Genomic DNA, 25,266 nt, shown 5'->3' on the forward strand with positions numbered 1-25,266 from the left:
GCCCGGTCAAATTCAGTTGGTGGTCTTCGCGCCGCCCTCGAACCACTGGCCCAGCAGCGCACGCTCGTCTTCCGTGATCTGCGTGACGTTGCCCAGCGGCATGGCCTTCTGCTGCACCGCCTGCTGGTAGATCAACTGCGCGTGCGCCTTGATCTCGTCGACGGTATCGAGCTTGATGCCCTTGGCGGCGGTCGGCATCATCTTGGGCGCCTCGGCGTGGCACTGCACGCAGCGCGCGTTCATGATCTCCTGCACCTTGGCAAAGCTCACCGCGGTGGCGGCTTCGCCAGCGGCGTTGCTGGCCACTTGCGGGCGCGGCTGCGGCGCGATCATCACCGCCACCACACCCAGCAGCGCCACGCCGGCGGCCGGCCAGGCCACGTTGATCTTGCCCTTGTGCTTCAGGATGAAGAACTGGCGGATCAGCACGCCGGCCAGCATGATCAGGATCAGCACCAGCCAGTTCTGCTTGTGCGCGTACGTCATGCTGTAGTGGTTCGACAGCATCGCGAACAGCACCGGCAGCGTGAAGTAGGTGTTGTGCACGCTACGCTGCTTGCCGCGCTTGCCGTGGATCGGGTCCACCGGCTGGCCGGCCTTCAGCGCCGCCACGACCTTGCGCTGACCCGGGATGATCCAGATCAGGACGTTGGCGCTCATGATCGTGGCGATCATCGCGCCAGTCAGCAGGAACGCCGCGCGGCCCGAGAAGATATGGCAGGCCGCATACGCCGCCACGCCCACGAACACCGCCACCAGGATGCCCACCACGCGGTCGCTCTTGCCGAACAGCCGGCAGATCGAGTCATAGACCACCCAGCCGATGACCAGGTACGAGACCGCGAAGCCGACCGCCGCGCCGGGCGACATGTCGAACACGTTCTTGTCGATCAGGTAGGTGCTGGCGTTGAACAGGTACAGCACCACCAGCAGGCCGAAGCCGGTCATCCATGTGGAGTAGGACTCCCAGTAGAACCAGTGCAGGTTCTCGGGCAGCGACTTGGGTGCGGTCAGGTACTTCTGCGGGTTGTAGAACCCGCCACCGTGCACGGCCCAGAGTTCCCCGCCAACGCCCTTCTCCTTCAGGGCCGGATCTTCGGGGCGCGTCAGGCTGTTGTCGAGCCAGACAAAATAGAACGAAGAACCGATCCACGCGATGGCCGTGATGACGTGCACCCAACGCAGCAGCAGATTGGCCCAGTCGAGAATGTAGCCTTCCATGACTTGTCTCCTTTTCCCGTCCGCCTGATGCTCAGCTGCCGCGGTAGGTCGAGTACGACCACGGCGACACCAGCAGGGGCACGTGGTAGTGCGCGGCCGTGTCGGCAATGCCGAAGCGCAGCGTCACCACGTCGAGAAATGCCGGGTCGGGCAACTGCACGCCCTGGGCACGGAAATAGTCGCCGGCGCCGAACTCGAGTTCGTACACGCCTGCCACGAGCGCATCGCCTTCCAGCAGCGGCTGGTCGCAACGGCCATCGTGGTTGGTCACGAGTTGCTTCAGCGTCTCGCGGCGATTGTCGACAATTTTATGAAGGGTGACCGACATCGCCTTACCGGGCGTGCCGGCGGCCGTGTCGAGAACGTGAGTGGTCAAGCGTCCCATCCTGTTCTTCCTTTGCGGGTGTGGGTTGTGAGGGGCGCCGCTGCCTTCACTAGCACCATTTGTGGGAATGATGCCCGCTCGGTACGTCTTTTAACGCATCCCGGCGCTGGATTGGTGCGTGGCGACAATGCGCCTGCCCAATCCGTATGACAACTCGGGGATTTCCCGTACTTGTCGAAAACCTTCTCAGGTTTTGTTGACAATAGTGCTTGCATATCCAAATAATTGTCAACAATTTTTAGATCCACGCGACCGTATGACCGGTATCAAGGCGCCTGATGTCGACTTGATACCCACTCGCTACGATCGTTGCTCCTCCCGATCATCCCCTCTGTCTCCCTTGCGAGTGCCCAGGATGTCCAAGAATCTCAAACTGATTGCCGCCGTGGCCGAAGCCCAGTCCACCCCCTCCGATAACAAGCCCGCCCGCAAGGGCTCCGTGGAGGAGCGCATGTACCACGAGATCTACGACGCGATCATGGAGCACCGGCTGCCGCCGCGCACCAAGCTGACCGAGCATTCGCTTTGCGAGATCTATGCCACCGCGCGCCACACCGTGCGCAAGGTGCTCTCGCGGCTGGCCGCTGACGGCATGGTCGACCTCGAACCCAACCGGGGCGCGTTCATCGCCAGCCCGTCCACCGACGAAGCGCACGACATGTTCGAGCTGCGCCAGATGCTCGAGCGCGCCGTGCTGGAGAAGCTCGCCAGCCTGCCCAACGTCCGCACCGTGATCGCCCCGCTGCGCAAGATGGTGGAGTCCGAGCGCCAGGCCTTCCTGACGCACGCGCGCCCGCGCTGGATCCGGCTCTCCGCCGAGTTCCACACCGCACTGGCCGAGCTGTCCGGCAACGCGCTGCTGGTGACGATGATGCGCCGGCTGGTCTCGCGCACCACGCTGATGATTGCCAGCGTCGAGTCCCCTGGCCACAACGCGTGCTCGTTCGACGAACACGACGACATTCTCGACGCACTGGAACAGGGCGACGCCGCCCTCGCCCAGTCGCGCATGGCGCACCACCTTGGCGCCTGTGCGGACCGCGTGCAGCCGGACGAACCCGGCAATTTCGATCTTCGCAGCGTGCTGGGCCGCTCCACCTAGCGCGATGTTCCCGCCGCCGGACAACAGCACACCCCTGTTGCCGATGCCAGGCCCACAAATCCCGCCGCCACCAACGCCCGACAGAGGCACGGCGCGAGACCCTCATAACTACAAGAGGCCATGGACCCCGGCGCGCGTTCCCATCAAAACCAAAGGAGAGGAGACACACCCATGACTTCCCCAAGCACCACGGTCCCCACGGACCTCACCAACGAACGGCTGCCCTCCGGGCGCCTGCTGGCGCTGGGCCTGCAACACGTGCTGGTGATGTACGCCGGCACCGTTGCCGTACCGCTCATCGTCGGCGGGGCGCTCAAGCTGCCCAAGGACCAGTTGGCGTTCCTGATCAATGCCGATCTGTTCGCGGCCGGGCTCGCCACGCTGATCCAGGCCATCGGCTTCTGGAAGTTCGGTATCCGCATGCCCGTGATGATGGGCGTGACGTTTGCCTCGGTGGCACCGATGATCGCCATCGGCAACGACCCCAACGTGGGCCTGCTCGGCATCTACGGCGCGGTGATCGCGTCAGGGCTGTTCGGCGTGCTGATTGCGCCGATGATGGGACGCATGCTCGGGCTGTTTCCGCCCGTGGTGACCGGCACGGTGATCACGCTGATCGGGGTGTCGCTGATGCGGGTGGGTATCAACTGGGCCGGCGGCGGCCAGCCCACCACGCGCACCGTGATCGACGGCGTGGTCAAGGACGTGCCCAACCTCGCCTACGGCGACCTCGGCAACCTGGCCATCGCCGGCCTGGTGCTGCTGGTGATCCTGCTGCTCTCGCGCTATGGCCGGGGGCTGATCGCCAACTGCGCGGTGCTGCTCGGCATCGTGATCGGCACGGTGGTGGCGATGGCGTTCGGCAAGGTCTCGTTCGAGGGCCTGAACGAAGCCAGCTACGTGGCCATCATCACGCCGCTGCACTTCGGCATGCCGACGTTCGAGATCACGGCCATCCTGTCGATGTGCATCGTGATGCTGATCACGCTGGTCGAGTCCACCGGCATGTTCCTGGCCCTCTCCGACATCACCGGCCGCAAGCTTAGCCGCAACGACCTGACCGCCGGCCTGCGCGCCGACGGCCTGGGCACCGTGATCGGCGGCATCTTCAACACCTTCCCGTACACCTCGTTCTCGCAGAACGTGGGCCTGGTCACCGTGACCGGCGTGCGCTCGCGCTACGTGGCGGCAGCCGGCGGCGTGATCCTGATCGCGTTCGGCCTGTTCCCGAAGATGGCGCACATCGTGGCGTCGGTGCCCCAGTTCGTGCTCGGCGGCGCCGGCATCGTGATGTTCGGCATGGTCGCCGCGTCGGGCATCCGCATCCTGGGTAGCTGCGACTTCACCCGCAACCGGCACAACCTGTTCATCGTGGCGATCTCCATCGGCTTCGGCATGATCCCCACGCTCTCGCCCACGCTGTTCCAGTACCTGCCCAAGTGGACCGATCCGTTCACGCACAGCGGCATCGTGCTGGGCACCATCGTCGCGGTCGTGCTGAACCTGTTCTTCAACGGCATGCAATCGGCCGACGAGGCCATGCGCAGCGCAGCGGCCAACTCCCACGGCACGGAGTGAGCCCAACAATCCTGATTCAACAATCGTATTCAACATTTTTGTCCGACAGTTTTTGACGGCATTTGGCGCGCAACCATCGCTAAAACATGTCAACAGCGCCGGACTCGCATGAGACGCCTCTGGCACGCGCTTTGCGTAAGTGAAGTCGCTTCAGCCAGGGGCGATGACAACAATCGAGACCTTCGCTCATGCGAGCAGCAGATTTCTCCTGAAGCAGACATATAAGAGATGACACACGATAACTATCCACGCGATCTCATCGGCTACGGCGCCCAGCCGCCGCACGCCCGCTGGCCGGGCGGCGCGCGCATCGCGCTGCAGTTCGTGCTCAATTACGAGGAAGGCGGCGAAAACAACGTGCTGCACGGCGACGCCGGCTCCGAGCAGTTCCTGTCCGAGATCATCGGTGCCGCGGCCTATCCCGAGCGGCACATGAGCATGGAAGGCGTGTACGAGTACGGCTCGCGCGCCGGGGTCTGGCGCATCCTGCGCGAGTTCGAGCAGCGCAAGCTGCCGCTGACGATCTTCGGCGTGTCGATGGCGCTCCAGCGCCATCCCGAGCTGACGCGCGCGTTCGTCGAGCTGGGCCACGAAATCGCCTGCCACGGCTGGCGCTGGATTCACTACCAGAACATCGACGAAGCCACCGAGCGCGAGCACATGCGCATCGGCATGCAGATCATCAAGGAACTGACCGGCGAAATGCCGCTCGGCTGGTACACCGGCCGGGACAGCCCCAACACGCGCCGGCTGGTGGTGGAGCACGGCGGCCTGCTGTACGACGCCGACTACTACGGTGACGACCTGCCCTTCTGGACCGAGGTGGAAGTCACCGGCGGCGAGAAGAAGCCGCATCTGGTGGTGCCGTACACGCTCGACTCGAACGACATGCGCTTCGCCACGCCGCAGGGCTTCAACACGGGCGACCAGTTCTTCCAGTACCTGAAGGACGCGTTCGACGTGCTCTATGCCGAGGGCGACCCCGAGGGCCAGGACCGGCCCAAGATGCTGTCGATCGGCATGCACTGCCGGCTGCTCGGCCGCCCGGGCCGCTTCCGCGCGCTGCAACGCTTCCTGGACTACGTGCAGGCGCACGACAAGGTATGGATCTGCCGGCGCGTGGACATCGCCCGCCACTGGATCGACACCCATCCGCACGGGAGCCAGGCATGAGCACGACCGGCACGACCTACACCCTCGCCCAGCTGAATGCGATGCCCGAGGCTGAATTCGTCGAAGTACTAGGCGGCATCTACGAGCATTCGCCCTGGTTCGCCGAGACCGCCGCCAAGGCGCGCCCGTTCGCCGACGCCGCAGCACTGGCCGCCGCGCTGCGTGGTGCCGTCGATGCCGCCGGCGAGGCCGCCCAGCTGAAGCTGGTGCGCGCCCACCCGGAGCTGGCCGGCAAGGCTGCGGTGCGCGGCGAGCTGACGGCAGAGTCCACGCGCGAGCAGGCCGGCGCGGGGCTCGACCAATGCACGGCCGAGGAGTTCGAACGGCTGCAGGCGCTCAACGCCGCCTACAACCAGAAGTTCGGCTTCCCGTTCATCCTGGCCGTTCGCGGCTATGACCGCCACGGCATCATCGACGCTTTTGCAAGCCGCCTCGATAACGCGCCCGGGGTGGAGTTGCAAACTTGCATCAGTCAGATTCATCGCATTGCGCAGTTCCGGCTGAACGACTTAGTATCCGCGACTTAGTTGCCGCGACACGCATAGCGCGGCAACTGGAAGAAGAGAGAGAGAAAGAAGGGCAGCAACGTTCGACACACCAGAGAGACCCAGAAGGGTTCCGGCACACACAAGAAACGTTCTGAGCAGGCATCACAACCACGGAGGTCTTTACCATGCAGAAGCAGTACAACAACAAGCCGGCTTCCAAGCCGGCGATCAAGCTGGCGGCCGTCGCCGCCATGCTCTTTTCCGGCGCGGCCATGGCCCAGTCCAGCGTCACGCTGTACGGCCAGGCCGACATGTTCGTCGGTGGCGTCAAGAGCCCGGGCAACGGCGACCGAGCCTTTGTGGCCAATTCGGGCGGCATGCAGACGTCTTACTGGGGGATCAAGGGCGTAGAGGACCTGGGCATGGGCACCAAGGCCATCTTCGACCTGAACGGCTTCTTCCGCACCGACTCCGGCTCGATGGGCCGCTTCAACGGCGACTCGATGTTCAGCCGCAATGCGTATGTCGGCCTGCAGAACAACAGCTACGGCACGGTCAAGCTCGGCCGCAACACTACGCCGTACTTCGTCTCGACGATCCTGTTCAACCCGCTGGTCGACTCGTACGTGTTCTCGCCGCAGATCTTCCACACGTACTTCACGGTCAACAACGGCCAGCTGTACGATCCGGGCATCATCGGCGACTCCGGCTGGAGCAACTCGATCGTCTACTCCACGCCGACGTTCGGCGGCCTGACCGCCAACTTCATCTACAGCCTGGGTGAGTCGGCCGGCAACAACAGCAAGAACAAGTTCGGCGCCAACCTGACGTACTTCGTCGGCAACTTCGCCGCGACGGTGGCCTACCAGCAGGTCAAGTTCGACAGCACCCCGGGTGACCTGACCAACTCCACCGGCAGCGTCAACAGCCCGTACATCCAGGGCTTCGACAAGCAGAACGCCGTGCAGGTGGGCCTGTCGTACGACTTCAAGGTCGTGAAGGTGTTCGCGCAGGGCCAGTACATCAAGAGCGACGTCAACGCCAACGTCAACGGCGACATCAAGCACATGGACGGCCAGGCCGGCGTTTCGGTGCCGGTGGGCGCGGGCAACGTTCTGGCCTCGTACGGCTACGTGAAGACGCTGAACGACGTGGCCAGCTTCAAGCGCAACACGTTCGCGGTGGCCTACGACTACAACCTGTCGAAGCGTACGGACGTGTACGCAGCGTATTTCTACGACAAGATCACTGGCCTCGAGCACGGCGATACCTTCGGCGTGGGCATGCGTCACAAGTTCTGATCCGGGTCACCGGTCAGACGGAAGCCGTTTCGGCGGCGATGCCGTCCAGCCAGGCGCTGGACGGCATTTTTTTTTGGCGCCATACCGACGGTGCATCATGAGGCACACCGCATCACGGCCTCATCGCGTCCTCGTTCCGGCTACCCGCGGCGATTGGCGCGATCGGGCCTTTCGGCCAAGCGAATCCTCGCGAAGATCCGCCTATAAATAGGTCAGGCTGCCGGCACTTTTCGAGGAACGACGCCTCATGAATCCGAACCACATCGCCATCGAGAACGCAGCGGAAACACGCGAGCCCGTGCTCGATATCGTCGACCGCGTGTCAGAGATGTTGTTTGGACTGTTCATGGCCCTGACGTTTGTCGGCGCCGTCTCCACTTCGGTCGGTCCTGACGCGGGGCACCTGATGCTACGCGCGGCGCTGGGCTGCAACCTTGCCTGGGGGCTCGTCGACGCGGTCATGTTCCTCGTGCGGACGCTGGCCAACCGCGGCCAGCGGCTCAGGCTGGCGCTGGCGGTGCAGCACGCCGCCGATCCCGCGCAAGCCGTGCGGATCATCCGCGACACGCTGCCGCCGGCGATGAGGACGCTCGTCGACGACACCGAGCTGGAAGCCATCCGCGCCCGGCTGGCCGGTGCGACCGCCCTGCCGACGCGCCCCACCCTCGACGCCGCCGACTGGCTCGGCTCAGTCCGCATCTTCTTCATCGTCGTGCTGTCGACCTTCCCGGTGGCACTGCCGTTCGTTCTGATCGACCACGTGCCGCTTGCGTTGCTCATCTCACGCGTGCTCTCGATGATCATGCTGTTCGCGGGTGGCATGGCGCTCGGGCACTACGCAGGCTTTGGTGCCATACGCGCTGGCTTCGGCATGCTGGCGTTGGGTCTGGCGCTGACCATGGCGGTCATCGCCCTGGGTGGCTGACATGCGCCCCCGTTGCCGGGTGATGGTCGGCGGCGTCGGCATGGCAATGGCAGCGGTAATGGCAATGGCCTGCCAGGACGCGCGTGCCGAAGTGGGGGAAGAAGCGAAGGAAGCCGGCGGCCCGGAGAAAAGCCTCGCCGCCACGGCCTACTGGAACATTCCGCGTCATGGCGAGCAGTACGTGACCGGCATCGTCGGCGCGAATATTGGCGCGCTGCGTCTGGAGACACGGGTCAACTATGAGGCGAGACGCGCGATGTCGGCCTTCGTCGGGTGGACCTTTGCCGGCGGCGAAGCCCTCACCTACTCCGCTACGCCGATCGTGGGCTGGGTCGGCGGCGACGTTCGCGGCCCGATCGGCGGCCTGGAGGCCAGTCTTGCCTGGCGGAAGTTCGACTACTACATCGAGATCGAATACGTGCATGACCAGCGCGAGCGCGAATCGAGCTACGTCTATGCGTGGAGCGAACTCGCCTATCGGCCGGCGGACTGGCTCAGGCTCGGCCTCGCGGTGCAGCGGACGCGCGCCTATCAATCGGATCGCGACATTCAACGCGGCCCGTTCGCGCAGGTAACGTTCAAGCGGGTCACCGCGGGCGTGTACTGGTTCAATCCTGCTTCGTCGGCGCAGGTGGTGGTGGTGTCGATGGGGATCGCGTTCTAGCGCAGCGGATGGCCAGGACGGCGGCAATTGCTGCGCTGCGGAATACATGCCGGGAAGGATCGGAAGCCGGTGCTCCATAGGTGGATTCAATTGGCGACTGACCCGCCCGCTGCATAGATTAATTGTCCGGACTGTGGGCCGGACCACGAACCAGCGCGAATCCCGCGGCGAACCAAAGAGGTGACTCATGAGGCGCTATGCGAAGACCCGGTCGGAATTGATGGCTATCCTGAGCCAGTGCCTGGACAACAACCCTGAATGCGGCGAGGCGGAACTTCACGCCATGCGCGTGCACCAGCCGGACCATACGGGTTGCAACTGGAGCGCTGAGGTTGATTTTCGCGAGGATACCTTTGACGACTTGTCCCATCGCATGGCAGCGGCACGCTCGATCATCGTGGTAATGCGGGAGCAGTACAACGTGCTGCAATAGTGCAATCGCCCCGCCGACGCGCTGGCAACCCCGGCAGACGCTGCCAGCGCACCGACATGAAAAAACCGGGCCTGAGTTTCCTCAGGCCCGGTTTTTCTTTGGCACCAGCGCTTTCCTGCCGGCCGCTGCCTAGCGCGCCGCGCCAGACACTTAGCGCACCGCGCTCGACTCCGCGACGGCCACGGCCGTCATGTTGACGATGCGCCGCGTGGTGGCCTGCGGGTTCAGGATATGCACCGGCTTGGCCGCGCCCAGCAGGATCGGGCCCACCGTCACCCCCTGCCCGCCCGTGATCTTGAGCAGGTTGAAGGCGATGTTGGCGGCGTCCAGCGTCGGCATGACCAGCAGGTTGGCGCTACCGGCCAGCTTGGTGTTCGGCAGGAAGTGACGGCGCACGTCCTCGACCAGTGCTGCATCGCCCTGCATCTCGCCTTCCACTTCCAGCTGCGGGGCCACCTTGGCCAGGATCGCGGCGGCGTCGCGCATCTTGCGTGCCGACGGGCGGTTCGACGAGCCGAACATCGAGTGCGACATCATCGCCACCTTCGGATGCAGGCCGAAACGCTGGATTTCCTCGGCGGCCAGTTGCGTGATGGCAGCCAGTTCCTCGGCGGTCGGGTCCTCGTTCACGAAGGTATCGGTGATGAACAGCGTGTACTTCTCGAGCATCAGCGCGTTCATGGCGGCGAACACCTTGGCGCCCGGCGCCAGGCCGATCACGTCGCGCACGTGCTCCAGATGGGCTTCGAAGCGGCCCACGGTGCCGCACAGCAGTGCATCGGCATCGCCCATATGCATCAGCATGGTGCCGATCAGCGTGTTCGAGCGGCGCAGCGCCACCTTGGCCATGTCCGGCGTCACGCCGTCGCGGCCGCGCAGCGCGTGGTAGGCCTCGTGATAGGCGCGGTAGCGCGGATCGTCCTCGGGGTTGATCAGCTCGAAGTCCACGCCCGGGCGCAGGCGCAGGCCGGCCTTCTCGATGCGCATCTGGATCACGTGCGGGCGGCCGATCAGGATCGGCTTGGCCAGGCCCTCGTCCACCACGCCCTGCACGGCACGCAGCACGCGCTCTTCCTCGCCCTCGGCGTAGGCCACGCGCTTCGGCGCGGCCTTGGCGGCCGAGAACACCGGCTTCATGATCAGGCCGGTGTGGTAGACGTAGTGCGTCAGTTGCTGGCGATAGGCTTCCAGGTCCTGGATCGGCCGCGTGGCCACGCCCGATTCCTCGGCGGCCTTCGCCACGGCCGGCGCGATCTTCTCGATCAGGCGCTGGTCGAACGGCGTGGGAATGATGTAGTCCGGGCCGAACTTCAGCTCACGGCCACCGTAGGCAGCGGCCACGGCGTCGTTCAGCTCGGCTTCGGCCAGCTCGGCAATCGCCTTCACGCAGGCCAGCTTCATTTCCTCGGTGATCTTCGTCGCGCCGCAGTCCAGCGCGCCACGGAAGATGTACGGGAAGCAAAGCACGTTGTTGACCTGGTTCGGATAGTCCGACCGGCCGGTTGCGATGATGCAGTCCGGGCGCGCGGCCTTGGCCACTTCCGGGCGGATTTCCGGTTCCGGGTTCGCCAGCGCCAGGATGATCGGCTTGTCGGCCATCGTCTTGACCATCTCGCCGGTCAGCACGCCAGCGGTGGAGCAGCCCAGGAACACGTCGGCGTTGTTGACGATGTCCGCCAGCGTGCGGTTGGCGGTGTCCTGCGCGTAGCGGGCCTTGTTGGCTTCCATGTTGGCGTCGCGGCCCACATAGATCACGCCCTTCGAGTCCACCACGGAGATGTTCTCGCGCTTCAGGCCCAGGCTCACCATGGTGTCCAGGCAGGCGATGGCAGCGGCGCCGGCGCCCGACACGGCCACCTTCACGCTGCCGATTTCCTTGCCCACCACCTTCAGGCCGTTCAGCAGTGCCGCGGCCGAGATGATGGCCGTACCGTGCTGGTCGTCATGGAAGACGGGGATGTTCATGCGCTCGCGCAGCTTCTTCTCGATATAGAAGCACTCGGGCGCCTTGATGTCCTCGAGGTTCACGCCGCCGAGCGTGGGCTCCAGCGCGGCGACGATCTCGACGATCTTGTCCGGGTCGCGGGCATCGAGTTCGATGTCGAACACATCGATGCCGGCGAACTTCTTGAACAGGCAGCCCTTGCCTTCCATCACCGGCTTGCCAGCCAGCGGGCCGATATCGCCCAGGCCGAGCACGGCGGTGCCGTTGGTGATCACGGCCACGAGGTTGGCGCGCGAGGTGTACTCGGCGGCCATCGACGGATCCTTGGCGATCTCCTCGCAGGCATAGGCCACGCCCGGCGAGTAGGCCAGCGACAGGTCGCGCTGGTTGGACAGCGCCTTGGTGGCGGTTACCTGGATCTTGCCCTTGGTCGGGCTGCGGTGATATTCCAGCGCGGCGAGACGCAACTGCGCTTCAGGGCTATTGGGGGCATGTTGCGGTGCATCACCGCTTGTCTTGCTGCTCATTTGCTCGTACCGGAAAAAATCGAGGAGCCATTCTAGCCCAGCCATTTCGCGACTGGTTGCGCTTTGCCGCGTGCCGGCAGCAGTTTTGCGCGAATCTGGCGCAAAACTCCTTTTACCGCACGGTAGGCAATCGCCTTGTCTTATGGGTGAACCAGCGGGCGTCCCATGCGCCGCGCCGCAATTACTTCTTGTCCTTGTCGACTTCCAGTGTCACGCGCCGGGGCCGGCCGTTCTCGGACGGGAATTCGGTCAGGGCGCTGCGGATCATGTACGGCATCACGCCCGCCAGGCTGCCGCCCTCGGTGGTATTGCGCGCGGTGATCTGGTACACGCGTTTGCCGCTCGCGGCGTCCTTGAAGAAGATGCGCAGGCTGGAGAACGTCACCGGCACGTCGCGCACCACGGTCTGCGGCGGCCAATAGCCAGGGCCCCAGCCCCACGGGCCATAGGGCCGGTAGTAGCCGCCGTACGGCCCCCAGTACGGTCCCCACGGGCCGTACCAGGGATCGGAATAGTAGGTTTCGGCCACGCGCACCATGCCGGGCACGGCGCCGTAGTCCATGCTGACGAGGTAGCGCGCCTGCCCCGGCGGCGTTTGCTCGAAGCCTACGCCGGCCAGCGCCTCGGCCAGCCACGCCTGGTAGGTCTCATATTCGAGCTGGGAATCCTGAGCCTGGACTTGCTGAGCCTGCTGAGTCTGCGGGGCCTGGGCGGGCTGCCCCGCCGCCTGCCCGGCCGGCGCCTGCACCGGCGCACGCTCGAAGGCGTAGGTGCGCGGCGCGTCGTTCTGCCACCCGGCCTGCCGGAAGGCGGTGACCTCGGTGGTCACCGTGCTGGCGCAGCCAGCCAAACCCAATACTCCCAGCGCCCCAAGCGCCACCACGGCCCGTCGCCCCATCCCTGCTACCAAATCCCACATCGCGATACCTCGTTCTTGTTCGTTCGTCCTACCAGACTTCAGACACGGGCGGTCTCGCGGAATTCCCCGCCGCCCTTGGCTACAATGGGGACTTCCGCGGACCTTCCGCACCGCCACCCGCCGTGGCGCCCGCCCCCGGTCACTCCGAAGACAGGATTCCCCATGCTGCGCACCGATACGCCCGTTACCGTCTATCGCAAGGACTATACTCCGCCCGCCTTCGCCATCGACCACGTCGATCTGGTGCTGGAGCTGGACCCGCAACGCACCGTCGTCACCAGCACGCTGACCTTCCAGCGCGCGCCCGGCACGACCGGCGACGCCCCGCTGGTCATGGTGGGCGAGGCCCTGGAGCTGCTCGGCGTAACCCTCGACGGCCAGCCGTTCGCCAGCGCGAAGGAAGACGCCGGCACGCTCACGCTGACCGGCCTGCCGGCGCAGGGCACGCTCGCCATCACCACCGCCTGCAACCCGGCGGCAAATACCACGCTGTCCGGCCTCTACGTCTCCAACGGCAACTTCTTCACCCAGTGCGAAGCCGAAGGCTTCCGCCGCATCACCTATTTCCTCGATCGACCCGACGTGATGGCGACCTACCGCGTCACGCTGCGCGCCGACCGCGCCGCCAGCCCGGTGCTGCTCTCCAACGGCAACCTGCTGTCCGAGCGCGCGCTGCCCGATGGCCGCCACGAAGCCGTCTGGGAAGACCCGTTCCGCAAGCCGTCCTACCTGTTCGCGCTGGTGGCCGGCAAGCTGGCCTGCGTGGAGGAGCGCATCACCAGCGCCTCGGGCAAGGAAAAGCTGCTGCAGGTCTGGGTGGAGCCGCAGGACCTCGACAAGACCCGCCACGCCATGGACTCCCTGATCCATGCCATCCGCTGGGACGAGCGCCGCTTCGGGCTGGAACTCGACCTCGACCGCTTCATGATCGTCGCCGTGAGCGACTTCAACATGGGGGCGATGGAGAACAAGGGCCTGAACATCTTCAATACGAAGTACGTGCTGGCCAATGCGCAGACGGCCACGGACGTGGACTTCGCCAATATCGAGTCGGTGGTGGGGCACGAGTACTTCCACAACTGGACCGGCAACCGCGTGACCTGCCGCGACTGGTTCCAGCTTTCGCTCAAGGAAGGGCTGACGGTGTTCCGCGACCAGGAGTTCTCGGCGGACATGATGGGCTCCGAGTCCGGCCGCGCGGTGAAGCGGATCGAGGACGTGCGCGTGCTGCGCCAGGTGCAGTTCCCCGAGGATGCCGGCCCGATGGCCCACCCGGTGCGCCCGGACAGCTACGAGGAGATCAACAACTTCTACACCGTCACGGTCTACGAGAAAGGCGCCGAAGTCGTGCGGATGTACCAGACCCTGCTGGGCCGCGACGGCTTCCGCAAGGGCATGGACCTGTACTTCCAGCGCCATGACGGCCAGGCCGTGGCCTGCGACGACTTCCGCGCCGCCATGGCCGACGCCAACGGCCGCGACCTGACCCAGTTCGGGCTCTGGTACAGCCAGGCCGGCACGCCGGTGGTCAGCGTGAAGACCGCGTGGGACGGCGCCGCCGGCACGCTGGCGCTAACGCTGACCCAGCGCTGCCCCAAGGTCGGCATCGAGACCCGCGCGGGCACGCCCGAAAAGCAGCCGTTCCACATCCCGTTCGCGGTGGGCCTGATCGGTGCCGATGGCGCCGACCTGCCGCTGCACCTCGAAGGCGAGCGGGCCGGGGATGCTACCCAGCGTGGCACCACCCGCGTGCTCGACTTCACGCAGGCCGAACAGACCTTCCGCTTCACGGGGCTGCCGCGCGGCGACAAGGCGCCCCTGCCCTCGCTGCTGCGCGACTTCTCCGCGCCGGTCATCGTCGATTATGAATACTCCGATGCCGAACTGACCTTCCTGCTGGCCCAAGACAGCGACGCGTTCAACCGCTGGGAAGCCGGCCAGCGCCTGGCCACGCGCGCGCTGCTGAAACTGGTGGGCGAGGTGCAGGCCGGCCGGGAACTGAAGCTCGACCCTGCGCTGGTGGCTGCCTTCCGCGCCGTGCTGACGGACGGCTCGCTGAGCCCGGCGTTCCGCGAGCAGGCGCTGATGCTGCCTGCCGAAGCCTATCTGGCCGAGCGCATGGGCGTGGCCGATCCGGCCGCGATCCACCGCGCCCGCCTGTTCATGCGCGAGGGCCTGGCCAGCGCGCTGCAACGCGAATGGCTCGCCGCATATGAAGCCAACGCCACTCCGGGGCCGTACAGCCCCGACGCGGATGCGATGGCCCGCCGCGCGCTGCGCAACCTGGCGCTCGGCTATCTGGCCGACAGCGGCGACGCCGCCATGCAGGCGCTGGCCGACACCCACTACCAGCAGGCCGACAATATGACCGACCGCGCCGCGGCGCTGTCGGCGCTGGTCAACAGCTTCGCACCGGGCCGCGAGCACGCGCTGGCGGATTTCTACCAGCGCTTCGAGCAGGACGCGCTGGTCATCGACAAGTGGTTCTCGCTCCAGGGCATGCAGCGCGGCGACGTGGGCCCGCACGCCGGCAAGCGCACCATCGACACCGTGCGCGCGCTGATGGCCCACCCCGCCTTCAACCTGCGCAACCCGAACCGCGCCCGCTCGCTGATCTTCAGCTTCTGCTCGGGCAATCCGGCGCAGTTCCACGCCGAGGACGGCTCCGGCTACGAATTCTGGGCCGATCAGGTGCTGGCGCTGGACGCCATCAACCCGCAGGTGGCCGCCCGGCTGGCGCGGGTGATGGATCGCTGGCAGAAGTACGCGCTGCCGCTGCGGGACCGCATGCGCGCCGCGCTGGAGCGCGTGGCGGCGTCCCAGACGCTCTCGCGGGACGTGCGGGAGATCGTCGGCAAGTCACTGGCTGCCTGACCCCGCCGGCTGAGGACGGAGCGGCAACCATTCGTAAAACTGCGATGTCTGTAGCGGCAGACATGTAGAATTGCGGCCATCGAAGGAGAACCCACATGACACGCATCAGCCTCACCCGCTATCTGGTCGAGGAGCAGCGCAAGCACAACACGATCCAGCCGGAGCTCCGGCTGCTGATCGAGGTGGTGGCGCGCGCCTGCAAGGCCATTTCCAACGCCGTGAGCAAGGGCGCCCTCGCGGGCGTGCTCGGCTCGGCCGGCACCGGCAATGTGCAGGGCGAGACCCAGCAGAAGCTGGACGTCATCGCCAATGAAGTGCTGCTCGACGCCAACGAGTGGGGCGGCCACCTGGCGGCGATGGCCTCGGAGGAAATGGACTCGTTCTACGAGATCCCGAACCGCTACCCGAAGGGTGAGTACCTGCTGCTGTTCGATCCGCTCGACGGCTCGTCGAATATCGACGTGAACGTGTCGATCGGCACGATCTTCTCGGTGCTGCACATGCCCAAGCCGGGCCAGACCGTGACGGAGCACGACTTCCTGCAGCCGGGCACGCACCAGGTGGCGGCCGGCTATGCCGTGTACGGCCCGCAGACCACGCTGGTGCTGACCGTGGGCAACGGCGTACATATGTTCACGCTGGACCGCGAGGCCGGCAGCTTCGTGCTGACCCAGTCGGACGTGCAGATTCCGGAAGACACCAAGGAATTTGCCATCAACATGTCGAACATGCGTCACTGGGCCCCGCCCGTGCGCGAGTACATCGACGAATGCCTGGCCGGCGAGGAAGGCCCGCGCGGCAAGAACTTCAACATGCGCTGGGTGGCGTCGATGGTGGCCGATGTGCACCGCATCCTGACCCGCGGCGGCGTGTTCCTCTATCCGTGGGACAAGCGCGAGCCGGAGAAGCCGGGCAAGCTGCGCCTGATGTACGAGGCCAACCCGATGGCGTTCCTGGTCGAACAGGCCGGCGGCGCGGCCACCAACGGCCACGACCGCATCCTGGACGTGCAGCCGACCCAGCTGCACCAGCGCGTGTCGGTGGTGCTCGGCTCCAAGAACGAGGTGGATCGCATCACGCGCTACCACCGGGAAGCCGAAGGCAAGGCGTAAGCCAGTCCCTCTATATATATAGGGGGATGCAGGACAAGACAGGGCGCTCCGGCGCCCTGTTTGCATATCAGCGCGGCACCTCGATGAGCCACTGCATGCGGAACGTGACCGACTCACCAGGTGCCAGCGCGCGCAGGCCGGTGCCCTCCCAGCCCCGCGCGCACAGGTTGACAGCGTCCGCCACGTGCGACACCGGCTCCAGGCAGACGAAGTCGCACCCGCCGGGCGCGTGGAGGATCAGGTGCTCGAGCGGCTCGGCGGCGCGCAGGGTCAGCGTGGCGCCGTCCGCGCGCCGCAGCGTGGCCTGGCGCTTCCAGCCGCTGTAATAGACGGAGAGGTCCGAGTCGGGCAGATGGCGCTCGCGCAGGAAGGCCTCGCGCCGCCCGATCGCCGCGCGGCCCGTGGCCACCCCGCCGCCGTCCGCCGGCCAGACATGCGCCGCGTCGAACTGGATGCGCAGGCCGGGCGGCCGGGCGAAGAACGGATGGAAGCCGCCACCCACCGGCATCGGCGTATCCCCCACGTTACGGATGTCGAGCGCGGCGGCGAGGCCCGCCTCGTCCAGCACCAGCGACTGCCGCGCCAGCACGGCCCAGGGCCAGTCGGTGCCGGGCGGATGCTGGAGCGCCAGCGTGATCGCATTTTCCTGAGATTCCACCACCTGCCAGGGGCGGACGTGCCCGAAGCCATGCATCGCGTGCGGCTGGCCCGGATGCGGCGGCAACTGGACCTCGCGCCCCTGCCAGCGGAACCGGCCATCGCGGATGCGGTTCGAGTACGGCAGCAGCGGATAGCTGCCGGCCTTGGGCCAGGCGCGGGCCTCGAAGCCGTCGCGCAGCGCGGCGGCCGGCATCGGCGCGAGCCAGTCGATGGCGCTGCCATCGGCACGCGTGGTGGTCAGCGCGGCCATGCGGCCACCGGCGGCGGGCGCCACGGTCAGGACGTGGGCGCCCGCGCGCACGGTGTGCAGTGCGCCGGGGGTCAGCCAGCCGCTCACTTCAGCAGCAGGTCCGGCAGCCACATCGAGAACGCCGGCACGTAGGTGACCATCAGCAGGGCCGCCAGCAGCGCCCCGTAGAACGGCCAGATCGTCTTCATCACCTGCCCCACCGACACCCCGCCGATGGCGCAGCCGACGAACTGCGTCGTGCCCACGGGCGGCGTGTTCAGCCCCAGCGCGCAGTTGATCAGCATCATCATGCCGAACTGCACCGGCCCCATGCCGAAGTGCTGGCAGATCGGCAGGAAGATCGGCGTGCAGATCAGGATGGTGGCGGCCATGTCCAGGAAGGTGCCGAGGATGAACAGCATCACGTTCACCATCAGGAAGATCATCCACGGACTGGTGGACAGCGAACTCAGAAACTGCCCGGTCAGCTCGGCCACGCCATAGAGGCTGATCAGGTAGCCGAAAGTGCCGGAAATGCCGATCAGCAGCAGCACCACGCCGGTGGTCTTGACCGCCTTGGCCGCGGCCTTGACGAACTGCTCGCGCGTCAGCGAGCGGTAGACCAGCACGGTCAGCGCCAGCGCGTAGAGCACTGCCACCGCCGCGGACTCCGTCGCCGTGAACACGCCGGACAGGATGCCCACCAGGATCAGCACCACCACGAACAGCCCGGGCAACGCCGCCGCCAGCGAGTGGCCGACGATGTCCCAGCCCGGGAACTTGCCGGCCGGATAGCCCCGGCTGCGCGCCACGAAGTAGGCGGCGGCCAGGTTGCAGATCGTCAGGATCAGCGCCGGCAGCACGCCGGCCAGGATCAGCGCGGCAATCGACACCTTCCCGCCCGCCGCCAGCGTGTAGATGATCATGTTGTGGCTGGTCGGCATCAGCGCGCCGACCAGCGCCGCGTGCGTGGTCACGTTGACCGCGTAGTCGGCGTGGTAGCCCTCGCGCTTCATCATCGGGATCATCACCGCGCCCATGGCCGACACATCGGCCACCGGCGAGCCGGAAACGCCCCCGAACAGCGTGCACGCCAGCACGTTCGACATGCCCAGCCCACCGCGCACATGGCCGGCCATCGACTTGGCGAAGTTGACGATGCGGTCCGCGATGCCGCCGTACAGCATCAGCTCGCCGGCGAAGATGAAGAACGGGATGGCCAGGAACGAGAACGCGTTCATGCCCGAGGTCATCTGCTGGAACACCACGGCCAGCGGCAGGCCCTCGTACAGGATGGTGATGACCGCCGACAGCCCGATCGAGAACGCCACCGGCACGCCAAGGACCAGCAGGCCGAAGAAGCTGATGGAGAGAATGATCAGTGCCATGCCGGCTCCACTTCCGTGCCTTTCAGCACCGCAATGATGTGTTCGATCGAAAACAGCACGATCAGCGCGCCGGCGATCACCGGCGGCAGATAGCGCCAGCCCTCCGAGATGCCGAGCGTGGGCAGCTTGTAGTCCGCCACGGACAGCGCCAGCAGCGCGCAGTTGTAGGCCATGACCGCGCCGAAGGTGCCGACCAGCACGTGGATCAGCAGCTCGATCCTGGTTCGGATGCGCTCGGGCAGCAGCACCAGCAGGGACTCCAGGCCGATGTGGCCGGCGTCGCGCACGCCCACCGCCGTACCGAGCATCGTCACGTAGAGCACGAGCAGCATGGCGATGGTTTCGGCCCAGGTGGGGGTGTCGTTGAGCACGTAGCGGCCGAACACCTGCGTGAGCACGGCAATGACCAGCAGCACGAGCCCGGTCACGCCCAGCGCCATGCAGGCGCGAGCCAGCGTGGCGCAGAAGCGGGTGTAGAGGCTGGCGCCGGTGGGGCTGGAGACCGGGGCCGGAGCGGGCCCCGGCGCACCATCCACCGGCGCGGCCGGGGTGGGAGAAGACGAAAGCATGATGGCGCCCTTACCCTTACTTCGTATCCTGCGCGCGGCGCACGAGGTCCTTCATCTGGGCGCTGGTGATGAAGCGGTCATAGACGGGCTTCATCGCGGCCTGGAACGAGGTCTTGTCGACGCTGATGATCTGCACGCCGGCGGCCTCCACCATCTTGCGCGACTTCAGCTCGCGCTCGTCCCACAGCTTGCGCATGTACGGCACCGAGTCCTTGGCGGCCTGGCGCACCATCGCCTGGTCATCCTTGGACATGCGGTCCCACATCACCTTCGAGAACAGCAGCATCTCGGGCGCCATCGAGTGCTCGGTCAGCGAGTAGTACTTGGCCACCTCGAACTGGCGCGAGCTTTCGTAACTGGGCCAGTTGTTCTCGGCGCCATCGACCAGGCCGGTCTTCAGCGCGGTGTAGACCTCGCCCCACGGCATCGGCGTGGCGTTGGCGTGCATCGCCTCCAGCAGCGAGACCCAGAGGTCCGACTGCTGCACGCGGATCTTCATGCCGCGGGCATCGGCCAGCGTGCGGATCGGACGCTTGGTGGTGTACATCGAGCGCGAGCCGCTGTCATACCAGGCCAGGCCGATGAAGCCGTTCTTCTCGCACGACTTCAGGATGTCGTCGCCGATCGGGCCGTCCAGCACGTGGCGCATGTGGTCGGTGGAGCGGAACAGGAACGGCATCGTCGGGACGATGGTGGCCTCGCAGATGTTGTTCATGGCCGCCGAGTTCACGCGCACCATCGACAGCGCGCCGATCTTGGTCTGCTCGATCGCATCCTTCTCGCTGCCCAGCGAGCCCTGCGCGAACACCTTGACCGTCAGCCGGCCATTGGAACGCTGCTTGAGCAACTCGCCCATGTGGCGTACGGCCTGCACGGTCGGGTAGTCCTCGGGGTGGATGTCAGCCGAGCGCATGTCCGCGGCCTGCGCGGCCATCGGCATCGCCACGGTGGCCAAGGTGGCAGCAGCGGCGGCCATGGCGGCCATCAGTGCGCCCAGGCGGACGCGCGGGAGTCGGGTAGAAAACATGAAGTGCCTCCGGATTTGTAGTTTTTCGATCAAGACTTCAAGACTTGGGTGCTTGCGGGCAAGCGATACGGCAATTCGGCGATTCGACGATTGGGGTCTCACGCGCGCAGCATGGGCTCCTCGAGGCCGCGCACGCCCGGTTGCAGCGCGAACACCGCGCCCGAGAGCGGATCGGTGTCGTCGGTGCGGATCGACGTGACATAAAGGGTGTCCAGCCCGGCCCCGCCGAACGCGCACATCGCCGGCTTGGCCACGGGCACCGCGAGCGACCGGTCCAGCCGGCCATCGGGCGTGAAGCGGTGGATCTGGCCGGCGTCGTTGCCGCAGATCCAGTAGCCGCCATCGGCATCCACGGCGGCGCCGTCGGGGCGGCCCGGGTAGCGGTTCATGTCGATAAACAGGCGCGGGTTGGACGGCGTGCCGGTGTCGGTGTCGTAGTCGTACGCCCACACGGCCTGCCGCGCGGGATGCGAATCGGACAGATACATCGTGCGGCCATCGGGGCTGAAGGCGAGTCCGTTGGGGGTGATCAATCCGTCACGCATAACATCCAGCGCACCGGTGACCGGGTCATGGCGATAGAGCTTGCCGTCGGGCGCGGCCAGCGACATGTCCATGACCATCGTGCCGGCCCAGAAGCGGCCCTGGCGGTCCGCGCGGCCATCGTTGAAGCGCATGCCGGCGCGCGCATGCGCCACCGTGGCCACGCGTTGCAGCGGCGGCGTGGCCTGCCCCGGCACCAGCCGCGCCACGCGGAACAGGCCGGTTTCCATTGCCAGCAGCCAGCCGCCGTCCGGCGTCATCGCCATGCAGCCGGCCATCTCGGGCAGGCTCCAGTGGTCGGTCTGCCCGCTGCCCGGGTCGTATCGCCACAGCGTGCGGCCGGGAATATCGGTCCAGTACAGCGCAGCCTCGGCGGCGTGCCAGACGGGGCTCTCGCCCACGCCGCAGCGCATGTCGCCAATGCGTTCGCCTTGAGAGATGGGGGCGCTCACGGCGTCAGTCCCCGAACGGACCGGCCTTGACGAAGGCGCCGCCCTGGTACCAGCCCGCCGCGTCGTCCGCCGGCAGCGGCGGGACGGATTCCACCTTGGCCCGGAACTGCTCCGACGACTCCACCGGCCGGAAACCGAGCCGCGCCGCCTTGCTGTTGTCCCACCAGCTATCGCGGTTGGCCGAGGCGCCGTAGACGATCGTGAAACCCACCTCCGGCACGAAGACCGCGCGCTTGATCAACTGCTCCAGGTCGTCGTAGCCGAGCCAGGTGACCAGCATGCGGCGGTCCTTCGCCTCCGGGAACGACGAGCCGATGCGCAGCGCCACGGTCTCGATGCCGTAGCGGTCGAAATAGAAGCTGCCCAGTTGCTCGCCGAACGCCTTGCTCACGCCGTAATAGCCGTCCGGGCGCGGCGGCGAATCGGCGTCGAGCACCTCGCCCTGCTTGTAGAAGCCAATCACGTGATTGGAGCTGGCGAACACGATGCGCCGCACGCCATGGCGCCGCGCCGCCTCGTAGAGGTGGTAGGTGCCCTGGATATTGGCCGGCAGGATCTCCTCGAACGGACGCTCCACCGACACGCCGCCCAGATGGACGATGGCATCGACGCCCGCCACCAGCGCGTGGACGGCCTTGGCGTCAGACAAATCGCAAGGCACGACTTCTTCCTGCGCGCCTGCCGGGCCGAGGTCGGCGATATCGGAGATGCGCACCACATCGGCATAGCGCTTCAGGCGGTCACGCAGGACCTTGCCGAGGTTGCCGGCCGCGCCGGTCAGCAGGATGCGATGGCAACGGGTGACAACACCGTCGAGCGGATCTTTGGGGGCGAGGGACATAGGTTCGGGATGCGCTGGCGTGGCCCCGCCAAGGGCCTCGCGGGATATGTGGATAGGTTGATTGATCTGTCGTCATACAACGTGACTGGAATCTAATCGTCCGTCAACCTGCGGTCAAGGCGGTGCAACGTCAGTGAATTCCCTAGAAGTTTTAGTTTGCAGACAACTGAAACGAATTTGCGCGTATTGGTGTTTTGGGTAAATTTGCCGCTTTGAAAACGGGGTCTTTTTGCGGTACGCCGCACGGTCAATCGCCCGGAAACCGGCTTCGCACATGGATCAACGCAAATCCATCGATTGCGCCCAGGCTTTCGTGCATCGTCCCTGCACCGACAAAGGCATCACGCCGGCGATGCCGAAATGTCTGGCCTCGGCCGGTCGTCCTGGCAAAACTGACACCCCGCTCTAGTGTTGCGTGCTGACTAATGTCTCGTCCTATGTCTTGCGACGTTATTTTTCTGTAAGGTACGATGTCATAGGACATCTGATGACCTGAGTTGCCTTTCCCAACCCCGGCAATCAGCAGTCCCGGCGCCCTGGATTGCCCATCCAGGGCCGCCTTCACGCCACGCCGGTGCAGGTCAATGCCTGAGCCAAGGACGTCGCAGAAGTCCACAAAGAAAACAGGCACCGGCCATTCCGCAACAACAACCCATAACGAGCCAGGATGGAGACGCAAACCATGAAGCGAGCCCTCGCGCCCTTCTTCACTACCGCAGCACTCGGCGCCGCAGCACTGGGCGCCACGGCGCCCGCCCACGCGCAATCCAATGTCACGCTGTACGGCATTGTCGACACCACGATCCGCTATACCTCGAACGAATCCGCCGCCGGCAACGGCAAGGTCCAGATGACCGACGGCGTGCTCACCGGCAGCCGCTGGGGCATGTACGGCCTGGAAGACCTGGGCCGCGGCTACCAGGCGCTGTTCGTGCTCGAATCGGGCTTCTCGCCCGACGCCGGCCAGAGCCTGCAAGGCAACCGCCTGTTCGGCCGCAAGGCATACGTCGGCCTGCAGGGTGACTTCGGCACGGTCACGCTGGGCCGCCAGTTCACCGTGATCCACGAAGTCATTGCCAGCTATGACGCGATGGCGCTGGCCAACCTCGCCATCGTCGGCTTCCAGGGCGGCAACTACACCGGCGGCGTGCGCCAGGACAACATGATCAAGTACTCGGGCCGGTTCGGCGGGTTCTCGATCGCGGCGCAACACGCCTTCGGCGAAGTGGCCGGCAGCTTCTCGAACTCGTCCTCCACGGGCGCCAGCGTGAGCTACGCCTCGGGCCCGTTCATGGTCGGCGGCGGCTACCAGATCATGCGCGACACGGCGGCGTACTACGGCGTGGCCGTACCCGTAAGCGACCAGAAGGTCTGGACGCTGGGCGGCACCTACAAGGTCGGCCCGGCCACGGTCTACCTCGGCTACACCAACAGCAATGTCGACAACGCCGGCTACAAGAACCAGGCCGGCTACCTGGGCCTGCAATACGCGTTCACCAACGCGTGGTCCGTGATCGCACTCGGCACCTACGACCACCTGAAGCACGGCGACGATTCCGGCAACCGCTTCACCGGCGCCCTGATGCTCGACTACGCATTCAGCAAGCGCACGGACGTGTACATCGAGGCCGATTACACGAACCTGACCGACGCCTGGCGCACCCTGGGCGGCCAGTCCACGTTCCAGACTCCGTTCTACGGCCACGGTAGCCGGGTTGGCGTGATGGCCGGCCTGCGCCACAAATTCTGATGTGACGCCTGTGGCGCGTCGCCGGCTTTCCGCGTTGTTCCGGCGACGTTGCCACAGCAAGAATCGCGCAAAAAATCTGCACGGGGGTCTTGCCAAACCCAAAACTCACCGCTAAGATTGCGGGCTCAGTTCGATTGTTTCGCAAGCAACGCAAGGCGCTGGAAACACTCAACGGTGTTGCCGAAGTAGCTCAGTCGGTAGAGCAGCTCATTCGTAATGAGAAGGTCGGGGGTTCGATTCCTCTCTTCGGCACCAACAGCATTACCGGCGACGCCAGTTTTACCGCGTCGCCTTCAAAAACCCGCACCGCGCAAGCGCTGCGGGTTTTTTCATGGGCGGCGCTTCATGGGCGGCGCACTTGGGGCGAAGCTCAGGTCGCGGGCTGGAGCGAGCGCACGCGCAGCTCGCTGCGGTACTGGTCCACCTGCCACAGGTCGTACGCGGCCTGATGCGCGAGCCAAGACTCGGCGCTCTTGCCGAACGCCAGTTCAAGCCGAACCGCCATCTCCGGCGTGACGCCAGCCCGGCCATTCACGATCTCGGAAACCGTCTTCCGCGAAACATCGAGCGCCGCGGCGGTATCGGTAATCGTCAGCCGCAGCGGCTCGAGCCAAAGCTCCGCAAGCAACTCGCCCGGATGCGGTGGATTGTGCATGCGCATGGCGCCCCTCTCACTAGTGATAGTCAATGTAGTTGACGATGTGCGCGTCCCCGTTCTCGAACCGGAAGGTCACCCGCCAGTTCGCCTGCACCGTCACGGCCCAAAGCTCCGCGCGGTCGCCCTTGAGCGCGTGCAGTCGCAAGCCGGGCGCATCCATATCGCGCGCGGAGCCTGCCTCGTCCAGCAGCGCCAGGATCAGCCGCAACCGCTTGACGTGCATCGCGGGAATCGCCGCCGTGCTGCCTGTGGTGAAGAAGCGTTCGAGACCCTTGTGCGCAAATGAGCGAATCATGGTGAGACGGCAATCGTCGGCGGAGAGTGTAACCCTTAGGGTTACGCAACGCAATCAGCCAATCGTGCTTTCCATCGAAATAGGGAAGGCCGATTCTAGGACCGCCCGCACACGCGCAAGCGCCCTCCCCGCAAAATCAGATTCCTCTCAATCACCACGTTCTCCAAGTTCGCCACCCACCAAAAAGAAAAGCCAACCGCTTGCGCA

The 25,266-nt window shown here is 65.8% G+C and carries 23 protein-coding genes and 1 tRNA gene; 12 read left to right on the plus strand and 12 right to left on the minus strand.

Annotated elements, in window-relative coordinates; all coding sequences use genetic code 11:
* Positions 1-12: 12 nt before the first annotated feature.
* Together SB751_RS03130 and uraH are read right to left on the minus strand one after the other, a co-directional pair.
* A complete protein-coding gene (locus SB751_RS03130; RefSeq protein WP_144201632.1) occupies positions 13-1,221 on the minus strand; it encodes a urate hydroxylase PuuD in 1,209 nt (402 codons plus the stop codon).
* 31 nt (positions 1,222-1,252) lie between these two features.
* Complete coding sequence (gene uraH / locus SB751_RS03135; protein ID WP_144201634.1) at positions 1,253-1,606, minus strand: hydroxyisourate hydrolase; 354 nt, start codon at positions 1,604-1,606, stop codon at positions 1,253-1,255.
* 355 nt (positions 1,607-1,961) lie between these two features.
* On the opposite strand from uraH, the gene SB751_RS03140 reads away from it, so the two are divergent.
* The 8 genes from SB751_RS03140 (at position 1,962) to SB751_RS03175 (ending at position 9,270) form a co-directional block, all read left to right on the plus strand.
* Positions 1,962-2,708 carry a GntR family transcriptional regulator gene (locus SB751_RS03140; protein WP_149136443.1) on the plus strand — a complete coding sequence of 249 codons (747 nt, stop codon included), beginning with the start codon at positions 1,962-1,964 and terminating at the stop codon, positions 2,706-2,708.
* A 171-nt stretch (positions 2,709-2,879) separates the two neighbouring features.
* On the plus strand, positions 2,880-4,286 hold the full coding sequence (locus SB751_RS03145) for a nucleobase:cation symporter-2 family protein (RefSeq protein WP_144201638.1): 1,407 nt from the start codon (positions 2,880-2,882) through the stop codon (positions 4,284-4,286).
* A 228-nt stretch (positions 4,287-4,514) separates the two neighbouring features.
* Entirely contained in the window at positions 4,515-5,459 is a 945-nt protein-coding gene (puuE, locus tag SB751_RS03150) for an allantoinase PuuE (RefSeq protein ID WP_144201640.1), read from the plus strand.
* The gene (gene uraD, locus SB751_RS03155; protein WP_144201642.1) at positions 5,456-5,986 is read left to right on the plus strand and encodes a 2-oxo-4-hydroxy-4-carboxy-5-ureidoimidazoline decarboxylase; all 531 of its coding nucleotides are present in this window, start codon (positions 5,456-5,458) and stop codon (positions 5,984-5,986) included. The genes puuE and uraD overlap by 4 nt, the downstream gene beginning before the upstream one ends.
* A 146-nt stretch (positions 5,987-6,132) precedes the next feature.
* Complete coding sequence (locus SB751_RS03160; RefSeq protein ID WP_144201643.1) at positions 6,133-7,248, plus strand: porin; 1,116 nt, start codon at positions 6,133-6,135, stop codon at positions 7,246-7,248.
* A 247-nt stretch (positions 7,249-7,495) separates the two neighbouring features.
* A complete protein-coding gene (locus SB751_RS03165) occupies positions 7,496-8,173 on the plus strand; it encodes a hypothetical protein (RefSeq protein WP_144201645.1) in 678 nt (225 codons plus the stop codon).
* Between the two features lies 1 nt (position 8,174).
* Positions 8,175-8,837, plus strand: coding sequence for a hypothetical protein (locus SB751_RS03170; protein WP_246119021.1), 663 nt, complete (start codon positions 8,175-8,177; stop codon positions 8,835-8,837).
* A 187-nt stretch (positions 8,838-9,024) separates the two neighbouring features.
* Positions 9,025-9,270: a hypothetical protein gene (locus SB751_RS03175; protein ID WP_092292299.1), complete on the plus strand. Its 246-nt coding sequence runs from the start codon at positions 9,025-9,027 to the stop codon at positions 9,268-9,270.
* Between the two features lie 150 nt (positions 9,271-9,420).
* Here the strand turns inward: SB751_RS03175 and SB751_RS03180 are convergent, their stop codons facing one another.
* Both SB751_RS03180 and SB751_RS03185 read right to left on the minus strand, forming a co-directional pair.
* A complete protein-coding gene (locus tag SB751_RS03180; protein WP_211942749.1) occupies positions 9,421-11,742 on the minus strand; it encodes an NADP-dependent malic enzyme in 2,322 nt (773 codons plus the stop codon).
* A gap of 181 nt (positions 11,743-11,923) precedes the next feature.
* On the minus strand, positions 11,924-12,661 hold the full coding sequence (locus SB751_RS03185) for a DUF4136 domain-containing protein (protein ID WP_377731475.1): 738 nt from the start codon (positions 12,659-12,661) through the stop codon (positions 11,924-11,926).
* A 162-nt stretch (positions 12,662-12,823) separates the two neighbouring features.
* Here SB751_RS03185 and pepN point away from each other — a divergent pair, with 162 nt between their 5' ends.
* The gene (pepN, locus tag SB751_RS03190; protein ID WP_410747778.1) at positions 12,824-15,535 is read left to right on the plus strand and encodes an aminopeptidase N; all 2,712 of its coding nucleotides are present in this window, start codon (positions 12,824-12,826) and stop codon (positions 15,533-15,535) included.
* Positions 15,536-15,630: 95 nt separating this feature from the next.
* Positions 15,631-16,647: a class 1 fructose-bisphosphatase gene (locus tag SB751_RS03195; protein ID WP_144201651.1), complete on the plus strand. Its 1,017-nt coding sequence runs from the start codon at positions 15,631-15,633 to the stop codon at positions 16,645-16,647.
* A gap of 67 nt (positions 16,648-16,714) precedes the next feature.
* Here SB751_RS03195 and SB751_RS03200 read toward each other — a convergent pair whose 3' ends face one another.
* The 6 genes from SB751_RS03200 to SB751_RS03225 all read right to left on the minus strand — a co-directional run bounded on the left by SB751_RS03200 (position 16,715) and on the right by SB751_RS03225 (position 22,356).
* A complete protein-coding gene (locus tag SB751_RS03200) occupies positions 16,715-17,668 on the minus strand; it encodes an aldose 1-epimerase (protein WP_410747779.1) in 954 nt (317 codons plus the stop codon).
* Positions 17,641-18,924 (minus strand): TRAP transporter large permease, encoded by a 1,284-nt coding sequence (locus SB751_RS03205; RefSeq protein ID WP_092292289.1) that lies wholly within the window; start codon positions 18,922-18,924, stop codon positions 17,641-17,643. The genes SB751_RS03200 and SB751_RS03205 overlap by 28 nt, the downstream gene beginning before the upstream one ends.
* Positions 18,915-19,364 (minus strand): TRAP transporter small permease, encoded by a 450-nt coding sequence (locus SB751_RS03210; protein WP_410747820.1) that lies wholly within the window; start codon positions 19,362-19,364, stop codon positions 18,915-18,917. Before SB751_RS03210 ends, SB751_RS03205 begins: the two co-directional genes overlap by 10 nt.
* Positions 19,365-19,509: 145 nt before the next feature.
* Positions 19,510-20,520: a TRAP transporter substrate-binding protein gene (locus SB751_RS03215; protein WP_144201657.1), complete on the minus strand. Its 1,011-nt coding sequence runs from the start codon at positions 20,518-20,520 to the stop codon at positions 19,510-19,512.
* A 98-nt stretch (positions 20,521-20,618) separates the two neighbouring features.
* Positions 20,619-21,476, minus strand: a complete 858-nt coding sequence (locus SB751_RS03220; RefSeq protein WP_211942785.1) for an SMP-30/gluconolactonase/LRE family protein — start codon at positions 21,474-21,476, stop codon at positions 20,619-20,621.
* A 43-nt stretch (positions 21,477-21,519) separates the two neighbouring features.
* Positions 21,520-22,356 carry an NAD-dependent epimerase/dehydratase family protein gene (locus SB751_RS03225; protein WP_144201659.1) on the minus strand — a complete coding sequence of 279 codons (837 nt, stop codon included), beginning with the start codon at positions 22,354-22,356 and terminating at the stop codon, positions 21,520-21,522.
* Between the two features lie 682 nt (positions 22,357-23,038).
* Between SB751_RS03225 and SB751_RS03230 the strand changes: the two genes are divergently transcribed.
* Both SB751_RS03230 and SB751_RS03235 read left to right on the plus strand, forming a co-directional pair.
* Positions 23,039-24,106, plus strand: a complete 1,068-nt coding sequence (locus SB751_RS03230; RefSeq protein WP_144201661.1) for a porin — start codon at positions 23,039-23,041, stop codon at positions 24,104-24,106.
* Positions 24,107-24,285: 179 nt separating this feature from the next.
* Positions 24,286-24,361 (plus strand) — tRNA-Thr (locus SB751_RS03235).
* A 115-nt stretch (positions 24,362-24,476) separates the two neighbouring features.
* Here the strand turns inward: SB751_RS03235 and SB751_RS03240 are convergent.
* Positions 24,477-24,767, minus strand: a complete 291-nt coding sequence (locus tag SB751_RS03240; protein WP_144201663.1) for a HigA family addiction module antitoxin — start codon at positions 24,765-24,767, stop codon at positions 24,477-24,479.
* Between the two features lie 13 nt (positions 24,768-24,780).
* Complete coding sequence (locus tag SB751_RS03245; protein ID WP_144201665.1) at positions 24,781-25,059, minus strand: type II toxin-antitoxin system RelE/ParE family toxin; 279 nt, start codon at positions 25,057-25,059, stop codon at positions 24,781-24,783.
* Positions 25,060-25,266: the final 207 nt, after the last annotated feature.

Origin of the sequence: Cupriavidus sp. SIMBA_020, assembly GCF_046535395.1 — a bacterium.
Lineage (GTDB): Bacteria > Pseudomonadota > Gammaproteobacteria > Burkholderiales > Burkholderiaceae > Cupriavidus > Cupriavidus campinensis.

What these genes read in the sequence shown, in the direction of transcription:
- SB751_RS03230 (WP_144201661.1), top strand. Translation starts at nt 23,039, where the DNA reads ATGAAGCGAGCCCTCGCGCCCTTCTTCACTACCGCAGCACTCGGCGCC.
- SB751_RS03240 (WP_144201663.1), bottom strand. Translation starts at nt 24,767, where the DNA reads ATGCGCATGCACAATCCACCGCATCCGGGCGAGTTGCTTGCGGAGCTT.
- SB751_RS03130 (WP_144201632.1), bottom strand. Translation starts at nt 1,221, where the DNA reads ATGGAAGGCTACATTCTCGACTGGGCCAATCTGCTGCTGCGTTGGGTG.
- SB751_RS03165 (WP_144201645.1), top strand. Translation starts at nt 7,496, where the DNA reads ATGAATCCGAACCACATCGCCATCGAGAACGCAGCGGAAACACGCGAG.
- SB751_RS03180 (WP_211942749.1), bottom strand. Translation starts at nt 11,742, where the DNA reads ATGAGCAGCAAGACAAGCGGTGATGCACCGCAACATGCCCCCAATAGC.
- SB751_RS03245 (WP_144201665.1), bottom strand. Translation starts at nt 25,059, where the DNA reads ATGATTCGCTCATTTGCGCACAAGGGTCTCGAACGCTTCTTCACCACA.
- SB751_RS03160 (WP_144201643.1), top strand. Translation starts at nt 6,133, where the DNA reads ATGCAGAAGCAGTACAACAACAAGCCGGCTTCCAAGCCGGCGATCAAG.
- uraD (WP_144201642.1), top strand. Translation starts at nt 5,456, where the DNA reads ATGAGCACGACCGGCACGACCTACACCCTCGCCCAGCTGAATGCGATG.
- SB751_RS03140 (WP_149136443.1), top strand. Translation starts at nt 1,962, where the DNA reads ATGTCCAAGAATCTCAAACTGATTGCCGCCGTGGCCGAAGCCCAGTCC.
- SB751_RS03215 (WP_144201657.1), bottom strand. Translation starts at nt 20,520, where the DNA reads ATGTTTTCTACCCGACTCCCGCGCGTCCGCCTGGGCGCACTGATGGCC.
- SB751_RS03175 (WP_092292299.1), top strand. Translation starts at nt 9,025, where the DNA reads ATGAGGCGCTATGCGAAGACCCGGTCGGAATTGATGGCTATCCTGAGC.
- SB751_RS03210 (WP_410747820.1), bottom strand. Translation starts at nt 19,364, where the DNA reads ATGGCGCTGGGCGTGACCGGGCTCGTGCTGCTGGTCATTGCCGTGCTC.
- SB751_RS03195 (WP_144201651.1), top strand. Translation starts at nt 15,631, where the DNA reads ATGACACGCATCAGCCTCACCCGCTATCTGGTCGAGGAGCAGCGCAAG.
- SB751_RS03225 (WP_144201659.1), bottom strand. Translation starts at nt 22,356, where the DNA reads ATGTCCCTCGCCCCCAAAGATCCGCTCGACGGTGTTGTCACCCGTTGC.
- pepN (WP_410747778.1), top strand. Translation starts at nt 12,824, where the DNA reads ATGCTGCGCACCGATACGCCCGTTACCGTCTATCGCAAGGACTATACT.
- SB751_RS03205 (WP_092292289.1), bottom strand. Translation starts at nt 18,924, where the DNA reads ATGGCACTGATCATTCTCTCCATCAGCTTCTTCGGCCTGCTGGTCCTT.
- SB751_RS03145 (WP_144201638.1), top strand. Translation starts at nt 2,880, where the DNA reads ATGACTTCCCCAAGCACCACGGTCCCCACGGACCTCACCAACGAACGG.
- puuE (WP_144201640.1), top strand. Translation starts at nt 4,515, where the DNA reads ATGACACACGATAACTATCCACGCGATCTCATCGGCTACGGCGCCCAG.
- uraH (WP_144201634.1), bottom strand. Translation starts at nt 1,606, where the DNA reads ATGGGACGCTTGACCACTCACGTTCTCGACACGGCCGCCGGCACGCCC.
- SB751_RS03170 (WP_246119021.1), top strand. Translation starts at nt 8,175, where the DNA reads ATGCGCCCCCGTTGCCGGGTGATGGTCGGCGGCGTCGGCATGGCAATG.
- SB751_RS03220 (WP_211942785.1), bottom strand. Translation starts at nt 21,476, where the DNA reads ATGCGCTGCGGCGTGGGCGAGAGCCCCGTCTGGCACGCCGCCGAGGCT.
- SB751_RS03185 (WP_377731475.1), bottom strand. Translation starts at nt 12,661, where the DNA reads ATGTGGGATTTGGTAGCAGGGATGGGGCGACGGGCCGTGGTGGCGCTT.